General features: G+C 36.0%; 19 protein-coding genes. 8 read left to right on the top strand and 11 right to left on the bottom strand.

The features are described from left to right. Positions 1-2 precede the first annotated feature (2 nt). From AC1EJ0_RS01655 to AC1EJ0_RS01620, 8 genes are all read right to left on the bottom strand, one after another. Positions 3-920 carry a hypothetical protein gene (locus tag AC1EJ0_RS01655; protein WP_480023041.1) on the bottom strand — a complete coding sequence of 306 codons (918 nt, stop codon included), beginning with the start codon at positions 918-920 and terminating at the stop codon, positions 3-5. 10 nt (positions 921-930) lie between these two features. Continuing rightward, the gene (locus AC1EJ0_RS01650; protein ID WP_058259984.1) at positions 931-1,257 is read right to left on the bottom strand and encodes a cyclic-di-AMP receptor; all 327 of its coding nucleotides are present in this window, start codon (positions 1,255-1,257) and stop codon (positions 931-933) included. A 1-nt stretch (position 1,258) separates the two neighbouring features. After that, the gene (gene tmk / locus AC1EJ0_RS01645; protein WP_480023042.1) at positions 1,259-1,885 is read right to left on the bottom strand and encodes a dTMP kinase; all 627 of its coding nucleotides are present in this window, start codon (positions 1,883-1,885) and stop codon (positions 1,259-1,261) included. Continuing rightward, complete coding sequence (locus AC1EJ0_RS01640; protein WP_058259982.1) at positions 1,885-3,297, bottom strand: aminotransferase class I/II-fold pyridoxal phosphate-dependent enzyme; 1,413 nt, start codon at positions 3,295-3,297, stop codon at positions 1,885-1,887. The genes tmk and AC1EJ0_RS01640 overlap by 1 nt, the downstream gene beginning before the upstream one ends. Positions 3,298-3,308: 11 nt before the next feature. Continuing rightward, entirely contained in the window at positions 3,309-3,986 is a 678-nt protein-coding gene (locus tag AC1EJ0_RS01635; protein WP_480023043.1) for a hypothetical protein, read from the bottom strand. A 9-nt stretch (positions 3,987-3,995) separates the two neighbouring features. Further along, the gene (gene ispE, locus AC1EJ0_RS01630; RefSeq protein WP_480023103.1) at positions 3,996-4,805 is read right to left on the bottom strand and encodes a 4-(cytidine 5'-diphospho)-2-C-methyl-D-erythritol kinase; all 810 of its coding nucleotides are present in this window, start codon (positions 4,803-4,805) and stop codon (positions 3,996-3,998) included. Between the two features lie 293 nt (positions 4,806-5,098). Beyond that, the gene (locus AC1EJ0_RS01625) at positions 5,099-5,329 is read right to left on the bottom strand and encodes a Veg family protein (RefSeq protein ID WP_058259979.1); all 231 of its coding nucleotides are present in this window, start codon (positions 5,327-5,329) and stop codon (positions 5,099-5,101) included. A gap of 111 nt (positions 5,330-5,440) precedes the next feature. Continuing rightward, a complete protein-coding gene (locus AC1EJ0_RS01620) occupies positions 5,441-6,958 on the bottom strand; it encodes a S1C family serine protease (protein ID WP_480023044.1) in 1,518 nt (505 codons plus the stop codon). 96 nt (positions 6,959-7,054) lie between these two features. Here AC1EJ0_RS01620 and AC1EJ0_RS01615 point away from each other — a divergent pair, with 96 nt between their 5' ends. The 3 genes from AC1EJ0_RS01615 to AC1EJ0_RS01605 all read left to right on the top strand — a co-directional run bounded on the left by AC1EJ0_RS01615 (position 7,055) and on the right by AC1EJ0_RS01605 (position 9,282). Further along, positions 7,055-7,810, top strand: a complete 756-nt coding sequence (locus tag AC1EJ0_RS01615) for an exodeoxyribonuclease III (RefSeq protein ID WP_294984272.1) — start codon at positions 7,055-7,057, stop codon at positions 7,808-7,810. Between the two features lie 69 nt (positions 7,811-7,879). Beyond that, complete coding sequence (locus AC1EJ0_RS01610; protein ID WP_480023045.1) at positions 7,880-8,713, top strand: G5 and 3D domain-containing protein; 834 nt, start codon at positions 7,880-7,882, stop codon at positions 8,711-8,713. After that, on the top strand, positions 8,710-9,282 hold the full coding sequence (locus AC1EJ0_RS01605) for a YdcF family protein (protein ID WP_480023046.1): 573 nt from the start codon (positions 8,710-8,712) through the stop codon (positions 9,280-9,282). The genes AC1EJ0_RS01610 and AC1EJ0_RS01605 overlap by 4 nt, the downstream gene beginning before the upstream one ends. Positions 9,283-9,400: 118 nt before the next feature. On the opposite strand, the gene AC1EJ0_RS01600 is transcribed toward AC1EJ0_RS01605, so the two are convergent. From AC1EJ0_RS01600 to AC1EJ0_RS01590, 3 genes are all read right to left on the bottom strand, one after another. Beyond that, positions 9,401-10,960 (bottom strand): ABC transporter transmembrane domain-containing protein, encoded by a 1,560-nt coding sequence (locus AC1EJ0_RS01600; protein WP_480023047.1) that lies wholly within the window; start codon positions 10,958-10,960, stop codon positions 9,401-9,403. Positions 10,961-10,984: 24 nt separating this feature from the next. Next, on the bottom strand, positions 10,985-12,640 hold the full coding sequence (locus tag AC1EJ0_RS01595; RefSeq protein WP_480023048.1) for an ATP-binding cassette domain-containing protein: 1,656 nt from the start codon (positions 12,638-12,640) through the stop codon (positions 10,985-10,987). Between the two features lie 184 nt (positions 12,641-12,824). Then, the gene (locus AC1EJ0_RS01590; RefSeq protein ID WP_480023049.1) at positions 12,825-13,073 is read right to left on the bottom strand and encodes a GlsB/YeaQ/YmgE family stress response membrane protein; all 249 of its coding nucleotides are present in this window, start codon (positions 13,071-13,073) and stop codon (positions 12,825-12,827) included. 91 nt (positions 13,074-13,164) lie between these two features. Here AC1EJ0_RS01590 and AC1EJ0_RS01585 point away from each other — a divergent pair, with 91 nt between their 5' ends. The 5 genes from AC1EJ0_RS01585 (at position 13,165) to AC1EJ0_RS01565 (ending at position 18,783) form a co-directional block, all read left to right on the top strand. Further along, positions 13,165-13,662 (top strand): GAF domain-containing protein, encoded by a 498-nt coding sequence (locus AC1EJ0_RS01585; RefSeq protein WP_480023050.1) that lies wholly within the window; start codon positions 13,165-13,167, stop codon positions 13,660-13,662. Positions 13,663-13,770: 108 nt separating this feature from the next. Then, positions 13,771-14,886 carry an ABC transporter substrate-binding protein gene (locus tag AC1EJ0_RS01580; RefSeq protein WP_480023051.1) on the top strand — a complete coding sequence of 372 codons (1,116 nt, stop codon included), beginning with the start codon at positions 13,771-13,773 and terminating at the stop codon, positions 14,884-14,886. 95 nt (positions 14,887-14,981) lie between these two features. Further along, the gene (locus tag AC1EJ0_RS01575) at positions 14,982-16,646 is read left to right on the top strand and encodes an ABC transporter permease (protein WP_480023052.1); all 1,665 of its coding nucleotides are present in this window, start codon (positions 14,982-14,984) and stop codon (positions 16,644-16,646) included. Next, the gene (locus tag AC1EJ0_RS01570) at positions 16,647-17,609 is read left to right on the top strand and encodes an ABC transporter ATP-binding protein (RefSeq protein ID WP_480023053.1); all 963 of its coding nucleotides are present in this window, start codon (positions 16,647-16,649) and stop codon (positions 17,607-17,609) included. Then, positions 17,572-18,783, top strand: a complete 1,212-nt coding sequence (locus AC1EJ0_RS01565; protein ID WP_480023054.1) for a glycosyltransferase family 4 protein — start codon at positions 17,572-17,574, stop codon at positions 18,781-18,783. The genes AC1EJ0_RS01570 and AC1EJ0_RS01565 overlap by 38 nt, the downstream gene beginning before the upstream one ends. The last annotated feature ends 18 nt before the right edge of the window (positions 18,784-18,801 follow it).

Here is an 18,801-nt window from a genome sequence, read left to right as displayed (position 1 = left end):
AATCACCTATCAAATTTTTCTATCATATTTAAACCTAAAGTCTCGAGATGCAGTCTAAAATTGCCGCTGTTACTCAAGTATCTTTTAGTCTCTTCTATCATGTCAATGCTGTGGGCCAAGTCATATAGAGCGAGCCCTTTAAGGCTTTTAATCTCGTCTTTGTAGTCAAGATTAATTATCCTTTCTTCGCTCGAGGCTATATCCTTGATAAAAATTTCAAAGTATGTAAGTATTTTTTCAATATCATCTTTCTTCTCTTCTAAAAACGCAAGGTCCTTGATGCTCTCATAACGCTTTGCCTTTAACACGTTTATGGCTGCAGCTACGCCCCTCTTTCTAAGCTGCATCTGGTTTTCATCTTCAATAAAGGATTTAAGCGCACTTATATCGCCCATGGCAATGGATGCGTAGAGCTCTTTATTATCAAGCTTCGGATAATTTTCATTGATATAATCCATAAGCTCATTTTTACTAAGAGGCATTACTCTAATGACTTTGCTTCTTGAGATGATGGTGTCAAGTATCATGTTAAGGCTCTTAGTAACTAAGATGACTACAACATAACTTGGCGCCTCCTCAAGCGTTTTTAATAAAACATTTTGGCTCTCGACTTGAATGTCTTCTGCGCCCAGAAGCATATAGACCTTTCGATCTAGCTCGAAGGGCCTTATGTAAACATCCTTTGCTATGCTTTGAGCGTCTTCTTTCTTGATCTTATCACTCTTACCAAACAAAGCAAAGTCTGCTTTTTTCTCAGGAATTTTTGACTTAAGAAGAAGCCCTGCAAATTCCATCGCAAGGCTTTCTAGATAATCACTGTCTTTGCCTTCAAAAATATAGGACGATACAATTTTATTATTATTGATATCGTTATAAAGTATTTTTTTTACTTCATCATTCCCAAATATTTTCTCAAACACAAATTTACTCCTAAACTCTTAAAAATTCTTCTACGTTTAACACAAATAATGTTGCTCCACCAACTTTTACTTCAAGTGGATATGGAACAAAAGTATCTCCAGGCATAGTTACAGTAAGTAAAGATGTAGTTATCTCTCTTGTCTTGCAATTATGATCAACAAGTTCCTTAACTTCATTTACTTTGTCATCTTCAACACCTATAAGCAATGTAGTGTTGCCAGATTTTAAAAAGCCGCCTGTTGAAGAAAGCTTTGTTACTCTATACTTTTTTTCTGTAAGAGCATCCATTAGTGCATTAACATCTTGATCTTGAACGATTGCTACAATTAGTTTCATACTAACACTCCTTCATTAATTTTTTTACTTCCTCTAAGGCTTCGTGAGCAAGGCTCGCTTTGTCCTTAGTACCATCCAATTTAATTAGCTTCATCTGTTTTTCTTCATAAAGCTTTAAGTATGCTAGGTGAACTCTCTCTTGAAAGTCCTCTCCCAAAGACTCTATCCTGTCAAGCTCACCAAGCTTTTTCAGTCTTTCATAAGATTCTTTCGCATCCAAATCCATAAGTATAGTAAGGTCGGGTCTAAAGCCATCTAAGAAGAAATCATTTATCTTCATGACCTCATCTACGCCAAGCCCTCTGACTACGCCTTGATAAGCAAGTGACGATAGTAAGAATCTATCTAATATGACCGATGTGCCTTTAGCCACATTTGGCTTAATCACCTTGTCATATAGCTCGGATCTCGATGCTGCGAAGAGAAGCGCCTCTGTGTGATAATCCATATCCTTATTAGCTTTGTCAGCTAAGATATCTCTTATCTTCTCGCCAATATCAGTCGATCCTGGCTCTCTCCCGTTTATATAATCAAGGCCCATCTCATCGAAGTAGCCTGTGATTGCGTCTATTACAGTGCTCTTGCCGGTTCCGTCTTGTCCCTCAAGAGCTATTACAAGTCCCTTCATTAGTCAACTACAACCAGCGAGTCTTGATCGTCGCCAAGTAGACCAACTATGTTAAGGTCTGACTCCTTAAGGAATTGTATGTGATCAAGTATCTCTTCAGTAATCTCTTCGCCTGGCACTAGTAGTGGCACTCCAGGTGGATAAGGAATTATTGGCGAAGTAACTATCTCTCCAAGTGAGTCCTTTAGGCTAATTATCTTCTTTGATGAGTAATATGCATCCGCTGGTCTGATTATGATCTTCGGATCAGGCATATTAACCTTTATATGTTTAACCTCTTCGTAAGAAAGGTTCTTAGATAAGTCTTTGATTGCTTCAAGAAGTTTTTCGTAGTCTTCATCCTCATTCATTAGCGTTGCAAATATTAGAGCGTAGTAGTAGTCACTCATTTCAAGCCTAATATTGTGTCTTTCATAAAGCTCTTTTCTAAGCCTTGAGCCCTTAACCCCTTCAAGCTTGAATAGTATCTTTGTGTTATCCTTTGATTTGATAGTCTTGTCAAAGTCATCGCCTTCAAAAACTTCAACTCTGTCAATCTTCTTAAGCTCTTCAATAAATTCCAAGCACTTAGTTACATTGTGATGAAGCTTTTCTTTGCCTTCGCCGTCCATATACGCACAAGCTGTTTCATTCGATAGCGTAAATAAATACGATGGCGATGTAGTTGTATATAGTTGGAATCTGTCTTTTAACTTATTGATATCTATCCTTTCAGAGCCAACATGTATCATCGATGTTTGTGTAAATCCAGTTAGCGTCTTATGAGTTGAGTGAATAACGATGTCCGCGCCACATTCAAGAGCCGACTTAGGTAGTCTGTCATCGAACTTCATGTGAGGTCCGTGAGCCTCGTCAACCATAAGTATCTTGCCATAGTTATGGCAAATCTCAGCTATCCTTTCAAGGTCTGAAGCGATGCCGTAGTAGTTAGTGTGAGTTACTATAACAGCCTTTACCTCAGGATTGTCAAGAATTAAGTCCTCTATCTCATCTGGATCAACACCAGTTAATACGTGATAGTCGTCGTTATACTTTGGATATACATAAACAGGATTTAGTCTATTTAGTATCAAAGCATTATATACTGATTTATGGCAGTTTCTTTGAACAATAACAGTATCGCCCGGCTTAGTAATAGTCGCTATAGCGATGTATATACTTCCAGTAGAGCCATTAACAGCATAAAAAGTGTTCATTGCGCCAAATACTTTAGCAGCTTCCTTCTCGCTCTCAAGAATAACCCCTCTTGGTTCAAGTAGGTTGTCCATACCATAAGTTTCTGTCGTGTCAATAGCTGGGATATAGTCGCCCCAGTTGAAAAGCGTGTTCTTTCCCTTATGACCAGGCATGTGGAAAGATACAGAATTTTCATCTTTTAATTTTGATAGTGCTTCAAAAACAGGTCTTTTCATTAAAAACTCCTTTATACTCTATATATTTCAGTTTTTTTGCGAATGGTTCTGTACCACGAATATATCATAATTAGTATAAGTACTAAACTTAATACATAAAATATGTTCTTTACCCTAACAGACTTTAAAAGATTGCCAAGACTGTAGAATAGTCCCGCTAAAAAGAATATTAAGGACGCCCTCTGTATAGAGATATTTCTTCGTCTGACGGCATTTCTAAATACACTCATAAAGATTAGTACCGTTAGTACGAGCATGACTATGGTCCTAAAGACTTCCATAAATCTACTGATTCTGTCTTGGAACCAGCCATTTTGTGGTAGTAGCGTTAATATTAATAGTATCGCCACAAGTAAATATATTATGCTCGACGCCTCAGGCATTCTTCTCTTGCGAAGCGATTTAGCCGCTAGATAATAAAATATTATCAGTAGTATTGGCACCATAAGTGAACTTATAAACAAAGAGATGTTTGTAAGCCTTATTATCTTTTCGTCATCATTTAAGAACAAAGCATAAGTCCTGATGCCTAAGAAGGCGGTGACGAAGACCACATAAGTCTTTGTGAATATGCTTTGCAGCTTAAAATCCTTATCAGCATAATTATACTTGTTGATAAAATTATCCATAACGATGATTATTAATATATATAAAAATGTAAATATTGGTTCTAATATCTTTTGTAACAAAAAATCACCTCATATCAATTGAGTTTTGATCACAAATTGGTAGCGGTTTTTCATATGCTTATAAGCCTTATCAAGCTTTTCTTCGTCGTCATATAGACTAAAGATGCTCGAGCCGGAGCCGCTCATCATAGTCTTGAAGCCGCCTAAAGCGCTCATCTCGTCGTAAAGCTCTTTAACAGCTATGTAGTTTTCAAAGACAAAGTCTTGCATATTGTTTCTAAACTTAGTAAAGTCATCCTTATTTATAAGCTCTTCAATCTCTTCACTACTTAAGTGCTCGCCGCTAAAGTCCATGCCCTCATAAACTTCTTTTGAGCTAATATTAATACCAGGATTAACCAAGAGCACGTGATGCTTCTTAAGTCCCTCTACTTCCTTAATTTTTTCGCCTCTAGCTGTGCATATGGCAGCCGACTTCGAAGTAAAAAAGTTACAGTCACTACCAAGTTTTAAAAGGATATCAAAATATTCTTCCTTTGTCAAGGACAGATCATAAAGCTCGTCAAGCGCCTTAAGTGTTTCGTAAGCGTTTGAGCTGCCACCAGCAAGGCCAGCGCCCATAGGTATGTTCTTCTTAAGCTCTATACTTAGCCCCTGTATATCTCTTATCTCTCTTACAAAATCATATGCCTTCTTCATGATATTATCTTTTATATCAGTATCCGTGCTAATGGTGAAGCCACTCGCCTTATTAAAAACAAGCTCATCATAAAGATTTATTTTAGACATAAGAGTGATGATATCGTGAAAGCCATCGTTCCTTTTAGAAACGACTTCAAGATGCAAATTGATTTTCGCATAAGATTTTGTTTTTATCATGACCTTCACATACTCCTCCACTGTTAATTTAATTATAACACATTTTAAATTCAATGTATAGTTTTATTTTTTATATGATTTGCGCGTGCTTATATAAGCGCCCGTCATATGCCATCTGATCGTCAATTGTCATTCGCTCGTCATATATCATTCGCTCGTCATATATCATTCGCTCGTCATAATGAAATCACTTTTACAAACGAAGTGGCCCTGCCATCATCCCCGCTAAAGAAAAAATGAAAAAAACGAAAAAAGGCAAAAAAAAGTCCTCACATCACTGTGAGGAAAATTTTTTAGATTATTTTTACTACTACCGTCGATGTCAATACATCTGAATAAGTATACGATATAACCTGATCGTTATTTTGTCCATCTTCTAGCGTAACTGTGAATAGATTTGGATATGCTGAGGTAATCACTCCTTGTGCCTCGACAAAGGTATTTCGACCAACGTTTGTCGTTAGATGCACTTTTTTACCTAAAATACTCTCAACACTCTTTCTAATTCTCTTAATTTCGTTCATAAGATGAATCCCACCCTTCATATACTTGATCTACATCTATATATAGTATAGCATACATAATAAGATTTGTCAATCATTTATATAAATTTATTTTATAATTGTACTAAAGTATTAGTTTTTATTCATGCTTGTGAACTTGACTTTTACGTCCATTTCCTTGCCATTCCTGTTTATCTTAAGAGTCGCTTCGTCGCCTATATTGTAGCCAAACATTATCGACTTAAGTGTATTGACATCAGTCACTTCTTTATCATCTACCTTTAGTAGTATGTCGCCTGCCATGATACCGGCTTTGTCGGCTGCAGTTCCATTCGCAACGCTTAGAACGATAACGCCTTTATTTGTGTTAAGTTTGACTCTAAGAGCGGCTTCGTAGTCCTTTGCATTGTAGATGGATACGCCTAGTTGAGCTGTTTGCGCCTTGCCTGTCTTTAAAATTGAGTTCAAAACGCCTTTAATCATATTGATAGGTATGCTAAAGCCAAGGCCTTCTGCGTTTGTAAGCTTAACTGTGTTGATGCCGATAACTTCACCTTTTGAGTTTAGTAGCGGTCCGCCTGAGTTACCTGGGTTGATGGATGCGTCTGTTTGAATTAAATTGTTTATAACTTGTTTATCTACTTTTATGGTTCTGTCCTTACCAGAGATAACGCCTGAAGTAACTGTTCTGTTAAAGTCAAGTCCTAGTGGATTACCTATGGCGATAGCTATCTGACCGATTTGCACTTTGTCTGAATCGCCTAGTTCGGCAACTGGTAAATTCTTTGCATTTATTTTGATTATGGCAAGGTCCATGTCCTCGTCCATCCACACTATCTTTGCCTTGTGTGTTGAACCATCATCAAGTAAAACGCTTATCTTACCGCCTTTGTTTTGCTTCATATTATCTTTATCTTTGCTGCTGTAATCATAAGCCTTGTTATTATCTTCATCTATATCAATATCATCGTCGTCATCACTAGTCTTGCCTTGCTTATTGCCTGAGCTGCCTCCGCCAAATGGGAAGTCGTCTCCAAATGGAAAATCGTCGAAGCCTTCGTTTGTGTTTTGCACTTCTGATTTAACCACGTGTGCGTTTGTAATGATGTAGCCGTCAGGGCTAACGATAACGCCTGAGCCAGTGCCTTTGCCAAGGGCTTGTCTACCAAAGAAGTCTCTCGATATAACCTGAGTAGTTATACCTACAACAGATGGTATAGCCTTCTTAGTGGCCGCTTCGACTATTTCAGTCGGTTGATCGATAGTAATCTTTTGTGTATCGTTTTTAGCCTCACTATGCACATAATTATATGCATTATTCGCTCTATTAAAGATGTAAGCGCCGCCAAAACCTGTTAGCGTACCAAAGAAGATGGCAAATATAATTGACCATACAAGAACGCCTTTGCCATAACGCTTCTTTTCTTTTTTATTAACTTCGTTGTATGAGAACTTTGCCTTTCTTGCACTTGGCCTATCGTAATCATTCCTATCAGGACCATTGGCCCTTCTATATGTCCTTCTCTCATAAACGTCTTCATCTGTTTGAGTGAAAGTACTTTCTTCATCATCATGAAGCTCTTCTACTTCTGGATTTTCAATGACATCATCATCGTCAATGATTTCATTACCATATTCATCGAATTTCATAATCTTGTCCTCCTTTTGATTTTCTAACTTTATTATAAATGTCTTTTGTGATAGAATAGTGATAAGGATGTGAAAATTTTTAAAAGAGGTGATTAAATGAAATTTATTTCGTGGAATGTTAATGGTATAAGGGCCGTCCTTAAAAAAAACTTTAATGAGTTTTTGGATGACACTATGGCTGATATATACGCATTTCAAGAGACTAAAATCTCAGAAGGAATACTGATGATGGAGCGTGAAGGCTATCACGAGTACTGGAACTACGCTGAAAAGAAAGGCTACTCGGGCACTATGATACTAACTAAGACTGAGCCCATAAACGTGACTTATGGTCTTGGCATAGCTGAGCACGATACTGAAGGAAGAGTCATAACGCTTGAGTACGAGGACTTCTTCTTTGTCAATGTCTACACGCCTAATGCGCAAGATGGCCTTAAGAGGATAAAGTACAGACAGGATTGGGAGGACGCGTTTAGAGACTACCTTAATGGCCTAAGAAAAACTAAGGGCGTTGTTGTGTGCGGCGACTTAAATGTGGCTCATAACGAGATTGACCTTAAGAATCCAAAGGCAAACGTAGGCAAGGCGGGCTTCTCTGATGAAGAGAGAGAAAAGTTCAACATGCTACTTGACTCGGGCTTCATCGATACATTCAGGTACTTCTACCCTGATCTTGAAGATAAATACTCTTGGTGGTCATACAGAACTAGAGCAAGATCGAGAAACGCTGGCTGGAGAATCGATTACTTCTTGGTATCAAAGGAGCTTGAAGGTAATATTAAGGACGCAGCAATCCTTGATGACGTCTTAGGTTCAGACCATTGTCCAGTCTCACTTGATATAGAGTTTTAGCCTCGATTTGACAAATGCGATTTAATTTTGTTATAATATCATATATGACAAATTCGAAAGGAGAAGACTATGAAGAAAATAATTAATTTTATACTATTCTTATTAATAGTAACAAGTCTTTCTTTTGCTAAAGATGCAAAAACTCACGTATATGAGATTGATAACAATGGCACAGTAAAAACATATAAGACATCGTGTAAAACTGTTAAAGAACTATTAAGCGATCTAAAGATTAAAGTTGATGATGACGACATCGTCATACCGGACTTAGATACAGAGCTTAAGAGCGAAGGAAAGATAAGTATAATAAAGGTAGACGTTAAAGTCATCGAAAAAGAAGTCGAAGCGCCTTTTAAAACTATTAAGAAGAAAAACAAAGAGCTAACACATAAGCAAAGCAGAATTTTAGTTCAAGGCGTGAACGGCAAGAACAAAGTCAAATGCAAAGAATATTATGCAGGTGACAAGCTTATTAAAGAAGAAGTAATTCACGTTGAGACTATTGTTAAGCCTATTGACCAAATTTTTGAAGAAGGAACAAAAGACGTTTTTACTAACGACAGAGGCGACTTCACCGCAAGAAAAGCCATCAAGATGGTGGCAACTGCATATGAAGCAGGCCCAAGATCAACTGGCAAGAGACCTGGCGACAAGGGCTACGGCATCACTGCTTCAGGCGCAAGAGCTAAGAGAGGCACTGTTGCAGTCGATCCACGCGTAATTCCGCTTGGCACTAAGCTATATATAAAGAGCCTTACACCAGGCGTTCCTGATTATGGCTTTGCCATCGCTCAAGATACCGGCGGCGCTATTAAAGGTAATAAGATTGACCTTTTCATGGACACAGTTTGGGAGTGCTTACAATTTGGTAGAAGACCAGTTATGGTCTACATCTTACAATGATAAAGAAAATAATTAAGCTATTAATCAAAATATTTTTAGCTTTGGCAATAGTTTTAGAAATCTTAGTTATTTTTAACAATAGCAAGAGACCATCTGGCTCACCCGAGTACATCATAGTACCGGGAGCGAGATGCAAGAACAATGAGCCGATGCTCGCACTTAAGTATAGGCTCAACGCAGCGTATGAGTACTACACTATACATGGAGCTGTCAAGATAATCACGACAGGCGCTGAGAGTCTAGGCGAAACTATAAGCGAAGCGATGATAGCAAAGAACTATCTTGTATCGCTTGGCGTTGATGAAGCAGACATAATTACTGAAGAGCACTCTACTAATACTATAGAAAATCTTGAGTACGCAAGCGACATAGCCGGCAAAGATAAAGAGTACTTAATCGTGTCAAACGGCTTTCATATGTTTAGAATCGATTTAATAAGTAAGTACCTCGGCATCAAGCACGAGCTATACTCAGCCAAGACGCCACAAGATATACTAGTCAAAAACTATTTACAAGAAGTCGCATCGATATTTTATTTAGCATTTAAGATAGTGACAGGCAAAGTTTAATAGAATTATATTAGGCAGAACGAAATGGTTCTGCCTTTCTTTATGCAAAAAAATGGATAAGAAATTAAATTCTTATCCATTTATTAAATCTCGTATATTATCTTCTCTTCAAAAACATTTATATAGCAATGCTCTTTGTAAAATACTTTTCGTCAATGTATTTATGGTCGATAGTGATAATTGTTTTAGCTGCTAAATATTTCATAGTGTCATCAAATATCTCATAGAAGAGCGTCTCGTCAAGTCCCGTGCTTATCTCATCAAATATATATAGTTCGCAGTCCTTGTATAAGGCTCTTGCTAATAATACTCTTGTCTTTTCGCCGCCAGATAGAGTGCTGCTATCAAAACCAATATTATTCAAGCCATATTTTTCAATAACTTCATCTAATCTACATATCTTAATGATTTTATTGAGCTTGTTCTCATCTACTTTGGACTTGAATGTGATGTTATCAATGATTGACATGTTAAATAATTTATTCTCTTGAAAAACTGCTGATAAAGATATCATTTGATTTTCTTTGCCATCGACATAAACATGACCAGAAGTCGGCTTATACATATTCGTAATTAATTTTGCGATGGTCGACTTACCCGAACCAGTTCTGCCGTTAATCTTTAATTTATCATTTTTATTTATGATTAAATTAAAATCCTTCAAGATTTGATTATCTCCATATTTTAGTGAAACGTCCTTAAATTCGATTTTCTTAAAGTCTTCGATTAAATCGATATTTTCTCTCTCTATGCTGTTGAAAGTCTCATCTATTCTTTTAACTGAGTTTTTAAAAGCGGATATTTCTTTTTGATTTTCTATGATATTAAATATTGGATCAGTAATCATCGATGCATACAATATTATGGCGATTAAGGCTCCTACAGAGAGACTGCCTTGACTAACACGCATACCTCCAATAAAAATTAGTGTCGCCATAATCAAATTAAACAATAAACTAACAAGTGCTTGAGAAACATTTTTAATGTTTACGATTTTTTTATCAAGCTTAGTTAATTCATGATTCTCTTCGTGAAACTCATTTGTAAATACTTTCTCTTTGTTAAATAGCTTTATATCTCTCGCGCCAACAATGATGTCGAAAAATTTATTAATTACATTAAGCCTTTGTATTTGGCTCTTTTCAGACGCTGTCTCAGAGCTCTGTAAAATCTTTTGAATAACTAGTGTCGATATGGCAGATATTATAATCATCGCAAATAGCATGATGTAGTCGTACTTAATAATTATGATAGACCCAATTATAAAGCTTGATATTGAAAAGCCTAGGTCAAATATTAGCGGTATAAGTTTATCGTCAAGCGCTTTTAAATCGTCGATAATAACATTAAAGACATTACTGCGTCCAGCTTGCTCAAGCTGATCAATCTTTGTATTAAGAACGCTTTCGACTATATCATCTTTTATTTCTTTATTTAAATTTAACTCAAATTTTGATCCAAAATTTACAAGAGCTATCTTAAACATATTAACAAAAATATATACAAGCGAATAAAGTATTATATATTTTATAAATTCACTTTGTATGCCTAATGTTAAGTAGTCAATCACCTTTTGTATGAAAACCATAGGGAAGATACTTAAACTTCCTACGATTATTCCAGTTAAAAATAATAATAAGATTTTAGGAAAATTCTTTTTGTATTTATCTCTTATCATACTTGCCTCCTATTATATGTTTCATTAAATATTGTTTACCAAGATATATTCTTGCTTGGTATATACATTTGAAACTTCTCCTTCTTTTATTCGAATTATATAGTCAAAATAATCAATATTATCTGTGCCAAGATCATGTGATACTTCGATATAAATTTTACTATTGTAATTGGAGATAATTTCATCACGAACAAGTTTTTTAGTATAAATATCAATAGCTGACAATCCTTCATCGACTAAAATAATATCTTTTTTAGCTAAAGCACAGGTCAAAATATTTAATACTTGCTTCTCACCGCCACTTAGTTCATTACAATTATTTGAATTTACTAGTCTGTTAACAATGGTATTAGGTAATTTGTTTAAATAAGAATAAATGTCTTTGTCATCATAGGCATTAAAATGCGTAAGTTGTTCAAGAAAAGGTACTGAAAAAACATGTGAATTTTGAGTAATATAAAATATTTTTTCTGAAGCAAATTCAGACAAATTATTACTTATGCTTTCATTATTTATATAAATGTCCCCTCTATCGCGATCAATTTGTCCAACGATACTCTTTAGTAGCGTTGACTTACCACTGCCGCTTTCACCTATGATTAGATATTTATTTCCTGATTCAAATTCAATATTTACCGGTCCTAAACGAAAATCATTTATTGCATATTCTAAATTTTCTAATTTCAAAGACGATATTTCATTATATTCAGGCAGTATGCAGCTATCTTCTTTTTCATTTTCTAAATATTCATTGCCTATTTCCTTTGCTTCTCTAACGATTTCCTTACAAGAGTTTATTGAATTTATATCATTTAAAATATATTTAATAGGATAAATAAAACTTTCAATATAAGCAAATGTTGCAACCCCTGCTCCAATGGTAATTTCACCACTAATAAGTAAATAGCCTACCATTATAAAAGCTGTAAGACTAACTAAATCCATAACAAAACCGTTAACAATATTAACAAAAGTTTTAAATTTGCCAAATGCTAATTTTTGATCTTCTGTTTCAGATAATCTTTGATAATGATATTTTCTTATTCCATCTTTTGATGCTTCATCCAAGCCCATATGTCCCAAGTAGAAATCGTTTAAAGTGTCAGTATAATTACCAAAGCTATCTTGATAAAACTTTCTTTTTTCTGCTAATTTCTTAGCAGTTATTTTAGGTACTATTACACTTATAAGCGATGCTAAAATAATAGCAATGGCTATCCTATAGTCCACAAAAACAACTAAGGAAACTGTATATATAAGTAATTGAACAATAGATTTAATTATATCGACATATGTTGACAAATATTCATCTTCTATGATTTCAACATTATTATTTGTTATGGTTAAATACTCACCAACGCTTTTTTCTTTAAATACATAATTAGGCCTTCCAAAAATCGACTTAAAAATAACGTCTTTGGTGTACTTTGTGAATTCTTTATCCCTCTTCCATTCATTGTATTGTGATATAAATTGAAATATAGCGCTACCTAAGATTAATGCCAAATATGTAAATCCTAAATTTATTAATAAATTTTTAGTATTATTACCTATACCGTTAAACAATTCTTTTTGAACATATGGTATTAACGCTATACACATAGTATATAATAGTGAAAAAATAAGTTCTATTATGGTTGATTTTTTTATTTTTCCCAAAATTTTGATTTCTAATTTCATAATTGCCTCCTATTATATATAATGTTATAATTAATACTAATTATGATAGATACATTATAGCACATTTTTTTTCAAAAACAATATATGCACTTGCTTTTTATATTTATTAAATGTCACTTCGCATTATATATAGCAAAAAAACTCTTGAGCAAGTGCCCAAGAGTTTCTTCATCTAATTAAATATTTATCTTTTTCTTCCAAAAATCATATTAACTAACCAGATCAGTACAACTGCGCCGACAATACCAACTATGATGTCGTTGATCATGCCGCCCTTTGCTTCGAAGCCAGCAAGCTTCGCAATCCATTTGCCTATGCCGCCGCCTATGATACCAGCAAGGATGTTTTTGATCCAGCCCATTTGTTTATCAACTTTCATAATTAATGAAGCTATCCAGCCTGATAGTGCTCCAACTATAATTGAATATAACATAATATCTCCTCCTCATTATACTATTACCCAAGATTATGAATTTTATTTACAAAATATCATATTTATGTTAATATTTTCTTGAGGTGATTAAATGATTGACATAAGTAGAGCAAATAATTTAAGTAAAGAAGATAAATACAAGCTTGCCATCGAGATGATTAGGCGTCAATTTCAAGAGGAGACGAATTTTATAGCGAACCTTGCGAATACTGCTGCCATCATATATCACTTGATTGATGGCGTATCATGGTCGGGCTTTTACCTATATGACGGAACTAATCTTGTACTTGGTCCCTTCCAAGGCAAACCCGCTTGTAACAGGATAATGCTTGGCAAAGGCGTCTGCGGTACTGCTTACTCAAGTAAGAAAACTCAAATCGTTGACGATGTTAATAGCTTTGCTGGTCACATCGCTTGTGATGCTATGAGTAAAAGTGAAATTGTCGTTCCTATATATAATATGACGCGCGGCGTTGGTGTCTTGGACATCGACTCTTATGAATATAGTAATTTTGACGCCATTGACAAGGAATACTTAGAAAAGATTGTTGACTATATTGTAAAACATAGTGACACGTCACTAAGGTAAAAGAAGTATAAATATTTTCTATAGCAATAGCACTCAATATTTAATAAATCAATATATCTTGATTATTTGTAAAGTTTCTGTTACAATATCGTCTGGAGGGATAAAACTATGAAAAGAAAATTTTTAGTATTGTTATCAGTTTTAATCATGGCTTCACTAGTAATAGTTGGCTGCGGTAAAAAAGATAACAACGAAACAAAACCAGCTGAAGAAAACACTCAAACAGAAACAGCTGAAAACACAGAAGAAAACAAAGAAGAAGAAAATAAAGATACACAAAACTTTGAAGGCAAAACTTTAAACGTAGTTGCTACAAGTGATTCTTATGTACCTTTATTTGACAAGTTCACTGAACAAACTGGCGCAAAGGTAGAATTCCTATCTATGTCAAGTGGTGAAGTTATCTCAAGAACTAAGGCTGAAGGCAAGCCAATGGCTGATCTTTGGTTCGGAGGTGGACTTGACGCTTTCATGGCTGCTAGAGATGACGGTCTTCTAGAAAACTACACATCTGATGTAACTGCTACAGTTCCTGAAGAATACAAGGACAAAGACGGCGCATACATCTCTAAGGGTATCACTGTTGTTGGTTTCATCGTTAACGATGCAATTCTAGAAGAAAAAGGCTTAGAAGCACCTAAGACTTGGAAGGACCTTGCTGATCCTAAGTACCAACACTTAGTTATCATGAGTAACCCTGCTATATCAGGTACTAACTATGCAGCTCTTAAGGGCTTACTAGACATCTACGGAGAAGAAGAAGGCTGGAAAGTATTTGAAGGCATCAACAATAACATTGACTTCTACTCAAAGAGAGGTAAAGACCCACAAGAAAAAACTGTTCAAGGCGAATTCGCCATCGGTATAATTCCTGCTGACAAGAAAGCATTTGACGCAGCTAAGGACAATAACTTAACAGTTATCTATCCAGAAGACGGCGTTTGCTGGGTACCAGAAGGAGTTGCTATATTCAAAGGTAGCGAAAACGTTGACGTTGCAAAGGCTTTCATCGACTTCATGTTAAGCGAAGACGCTCAAAAGATGATTGCTGAAATCGACGGAAAGGACTCTAACCAACTTATCGTTCCTGGTATTGAAGGCTTTGACCTAGGTTTACCAAAGGACAGACTAGTTAAGGAAGACCTATCAACATTTGGTTCAGACAGAGAAAGAATCTTAGAAAAGTTTAACGAAATTTCAAAAGGTAAAACTGAAGACAAATAAGTTTAAATAATCTATAGTGTGATAGTTTTTACTGTCACACTATTTTTTTACATATTAGGCATATGGCCTAAAACATATCAAATATAGGAGTTTATATGAAAAAGATTAAATCATCTAAGTTAATAGACTACACAATTGCGGCTGTGCTCTCGGCACTAGTCGTAATCTTCATACTCATCCCCTTCTTAACAGTTTTTAAAGAGAGTTTCTATGTAGATGGTGCTTTTTCTTTAGAGCATTACCAAAAAATTCTCTCTAATAAAAAGCTCATTACAAATACATTTAAGATGGGTGTGCTTACTACACTAGTCGCAACACTTTCCTCATCTTTCGTAGCTATATTTTATTATCTATCGAGGAAAAAAGTAAAGACACTTATCATACTAATACTTTCAATCACTCTAATAAGCCCGCCTTTCGTATCGTCGCTAAGCTATATCACACTTTTTGGTAGACGCGGGATAATAACATACAAGCTCTTAGGCCTAAACATGAACCCTTATGGCATGTGGGGCATTGTCTTTATGCAGGCTCTATCGGATTTATCTCTAAACAGTCTCTTGCTCATAGGCTTTCTTCAAAGTCTTGACAAGAGCATAATCAACTCGGCAAGAAGCTTGGGCGCAAGCACTAATGACATAATCATCGATATCATTGTTCCCGCAATGAAGAATGGTATCAAAGCTGTCATGATGCTTAGCTTTTTTAGAAGTGTTTCAGACTTCGGTACGCCAGCCATAATCGGTGGTAATTACGAAGTATTGGCCCTTGAAAGTTACTTTCAAGTCATTGCCAATGGTAATCTCGGCAGAGCGGCTGCCATGAACGTCTTTATACTAGTGCCAACACTAATTATATTTTTATTCTCATCAAAGGCAGTTAAATCAGGCACACTAGCAAGCGGCTCACCTAGTAAGGAAGAGGTTCCGCTTAAGAGAAATGGCATTTTGTATTATATAATCAGCACTTTTGCAATATTTTTCATATTTTGGATAGTTTCTTTATATGCGTCCATCATTTTAAATGCTTTTACAAAGATGCGTGTCGGCGAACTTGTATTTACTCTTGATAATTTTCAGAATACTAAGGTCTTTATAGGCGGCGTCGCGCTTAGAAGTATTGCTTATAGTATAATCTCAGCTATTGGCGGCACTTTCATCGGACTTTTAATTGGCTACTACTTAATTATTAAACGCTATAAATATATGAAGGTCATTGACACGATAGCAAATCTGCCATACATCATACCAGGAACTTTCTTTGGACTAGGTTATTTGTTATTCTTTAGGTCGCCTCCTATAGCAATAACAGGAACAGCGGCGATAGTTGTCTTAAACGTTTTATTTAAGCAGCTACCTTTCTCAACGAGGGCATCAAGCGCAGCTATGATGGACATTGACACGAATACACTTAACTCAATCAGAGACTTAGGCGGCTCATCTATAAACGAAATTACTGACGGTGTTTTGCCTCTTTCAAGAAATTCGATAATGATATCGATGATAAACGCGTTCACAACGACGATGACAACTGTCGGAACAATCATTTTCCTTGTCTACCCTGGCAAGAAACTGATGACGCTCGTTATGTTTGACGTAATTCAAAGCGGGAAATATGGCGTTGGCTCTGTAATCGCCTTCTACATCATACTAATTTGCCTTGCTTTTAACATATGTTTAAGGCTTTTGATGAGCAGAGATTTTAGAGAGAATATTAAAAATAAATTTACAAAGATATTTACAAGAAAGGATGTGAAGTAAATGTTTTTAGAAGTGAAAAATATTTCCAAAAAATATGAGGACAAATACGCGATAAAGGACGTGAGCTTCTCTTTGGAGAAAGGCAAGTTCCTTTGTTTGCTTGGGCCATCTGGCTCGGGTAAGTCAACTATACTTCACTCAATTGGCGGCTTTATCAAACATGAGGGAGAGATAATCCTTGACGGCAAAAGCATTAAGGATCTCTCTCCTGAAGATAGAGACGTTTCGACCGTTTTTCAAAGCTTTGGCCTCTTCCCTCACATGAATGTTTTGAAAAATGTTATGTATGGTCTTAAATTTAAGGAAAAAGATAAATCAAAGAAAGAAAAAGAAGCTGAGGCGAGAGAAGTTTTACGCATCGTCGGACTAAATGGCTACGAAAAAAGGTATCCATCTGAGCTATCGGGCGGCGAAAAGCAGCGTGTTGCTCTCGCAAGAAGCCTTGTAGTTAGACCAAAGATCTTGCTTATGGATGAGCCACTGAGCGCACTTGACGCAAAACTTCGTAGCGAGATGCAATTCGAGATAAGAAGAATACAAAGAGAGTTTAACATAACAACCATATTCGTAACGCACGATCAAAAGGAAGCCTTTGTTATGGCGGATGAGATTATCATCATAAATCAGGGCGAACTTGTTGCCAAAGGCGCTCCGCAAGATATTTACAATCATCCGAAAAACGAATTCACTCTTGATTTTATCGGCAACAAAAATATTATCAAGGATAAATATGTAAGACCAGAAAAAATTCGCCCTGATGCAAATGGCGAAAAATTTGTAATTAAGGACATAACTTTTAATGGCGAGACCATTGAACTGGATATAGAAAATGATGAGCATAAGCTAGAAATGCTAATTTTAAACGACGACGTCAATTATCAAATTGGCGATAAAATTAAGGTTAAATATGAAATGGAGGACATAGATGAGAGTACTACACGTCTTGACACAGCTTCCTGCTAAAACTGGTAGCGGCGTTTACTTCGCAAATTTAATATCGGCTTTCAAGGCCTCAGGCGTAGAGAATGCTGCCATATACGGCGCTGAAGAAAAACACAGAGACTTGATAAATGTAGACGCGGACATGACATATGAAGTTTTGTATGACACGGATGAAGTGCCTTTCCACATCTGCGGTATGAGTGACACCATGCCATACGAGTCGACTATATATAGCGAGATGAGTGAAGGCATGATAGATACGATGCTTGACGCCTTTCGCAAGAGACTTATTAAAGTGAAAAACGATTTTAAGCCAGACCTAGTTATCTCTCACCACCTAATGTTTTTAACGGACCTCGTTCGCGAAGTTTTTGACGATGTGAAAGTCGTTGGCATCAGCCACGGCACTGACATAAGGCAAATCATGCAGCACGAAAGATTTTTAAAGAGACTTACTCATATTAAGGACCTTGATCAAGTACTCACTGTAACTCCAGCTGAGCACGAGCAAATCGTGGAGCTGCTTGGCATAGCTAAGGAAAATATTCATCTTGTTGGTGGCGCTTATAACGACAAAGTCTTCTACCCTAGTGAAAATCATGAAGATGATGGCAAAATCAGACTTATGTACGCTGGGAAGATAGTTGAGTCAAAAGGCATTTTTGCTCTAGCAGCAGCACTGCCATATCTAGAGAAAAATCACGACAATGTCGAGCTGCACATCATAGGAAACGCATCAGATGAAGATAAAGAAAAGATGATGATGGAGGCAAACTACTCCAAAAATTTATTTATACGAGACGCTGAAAACCAAATGCTTATGGCAGAAGACCTAAGACGCTCAGATATATTCATCTTGCCATCATACTTCGAAGCCCTTGGTTTAGTTGCGATAGAGGCACTTGCCTGCCACAAATTAGTAGTCGCGTCAGAGATAGATGGGCTAAGACAATTGCTTGGTAAAAAACTTGTAAATAGCGGCATAATTGAGTTTACAAAGCTTCCTCGTATACGCGACGTTGATAAACCATATACAGAGGACATCCACGCCTATGTCGAGAGACTTGTGGCAAATATAGAAACGCAAATAGAAAGGCTTGATGAGAATTTATTTACAGAAGAAATATCAAGAGATTTGCATGAGTATTCATGGAAAAACTTAGGAAAAAGAATTCTTGGAATAATTAAGAAATAATTAAATAATTACCCACAG

Source organism: Fenollaria sp. C0166D3, from assembly GCF_056590255.1.
This window is presented reverse-complemented; position numbering and strand designations above follow the sequence as displayed.

Bases quoted from the DNA above. Each gene is read 5' to 3' on its own strand.
- AC1EJ0_RS01650 (WP_058259984.1), bottom strand. From the start codon at position 1,257: ATGAAACTAATTGTAGCAATCGTTCAAGATCAAGATGTTAATGCACTA.
- tmk (WP_480023042.1), bottom strand. From the start codon at position 1,885: ATGAAGGGACTTGTAATAGCTCTTGAGGGACAAGACGGAACCGGCAAG.
- AC1EJ0_RS01640 (WP_058259982.1), bottom strand. From the start codon at position 3,297: ATGAAAAGACCTGTTTTTGAAGCACTATCAAAATTAAAAGATGAAAAT.
- ispE (WP_480023103.1), bottom strand. From the start codon at position 4,805: ATGATAAAAACAAAATCTTATGCGAAAATCAATTTGCATCTTGAAGTC.
- AC1EJ0_RS01625 (WP_058259979.1), bottom strand. From the start codon at position 5,329: ATGAACGAAATTAAGAGAATTAGAAAGAGTGTTGAGAGTATTTTAGGT.
- AC1EJ0_RS01620 (WP_480023044.1), bottom strand. From the start codon at position 6,958: ATGAAATTCGATGAATATGGTAATGAAATCATTGACGATGATGATGTC.
- AC1EJ0_RS01615 (WP_294984272.1), top strand. From the start codon at position 7,055: ATGAAATTTATTTCGTGGAATGTTAATGGTATAAGGGCCGTCCTTAAA.
- AC1EJ0_RS01610 (WP_480023045.1), top strand. From the start codon at position 7,880: ATGAAGAAAATAATTAATTTTATACTATTCTTATTAATAGTAACAAGT.
- AC1EJ0_RS01605 (WP_480023046.1), top strand. From the start codon at position 8,710: ATGATAAAGAAAATAATTAAGCTATTAATCAAAATATTTTTAGCTTTG.
- AC1EJ0_RS01600 (WP_480023047.1), bottom strand. From the start codon at position 10,960: ATGATAAGAGATAAATACAAAAAGAATTTTCCTAAAATCTTATTATTA.
- AC1EJ0_RS01595 (WP_480023048.1), bottom strand. From the start codon at position 12,640: ATGAAATTAGAAATCAAAATTTTGGGAAAAATAAAAAAATCAACCATA.
- AC1EJ0_RS01590 (WP_480023049.1), bottom strand. From the start codon at position 13,073: ATGTTATATTCAATTATAGTTGGAGCACTATCAGGCTGGATAGCTTCA.
- AC1EJ0_RS01585 (WP_480023050.1), top strand. From the start codon at position 13,165: ATGATTGACATAAGTAGAGCAAATAATTTAAGTAAAGAAGATAAATAC.
- AC1EJ0_RS01580 (WP_480023051.1), top strand. From the start codon at position 13,771: ATGAAAAGAAAATTTTTAGTATTGTTATCAGTTTTAATCATGGCTTCA.
- AC1EJ0_RS01575 (WP_480023052.1), top strand. From the start codon at position 14,982: ATGAAAAAGATTAAATCATCTAAGTTAATAGACTACACAATTGCGGCT.
- AC1EJ0_RS01570 (WP_480023053.1), top strand. From the start codon at position 16,647: ATGTTTTTAGAAGTGAAAAATATTTCCAAAAAATATGAGGACAAATAC.
- AC1EJ0_RS01565 (WP_480023054.1), top strand. From the start codon at position 17,572: ATGAGAGTACTACACGTCTTGACACAGCTTCCTGCTAAAACTGGTAGC.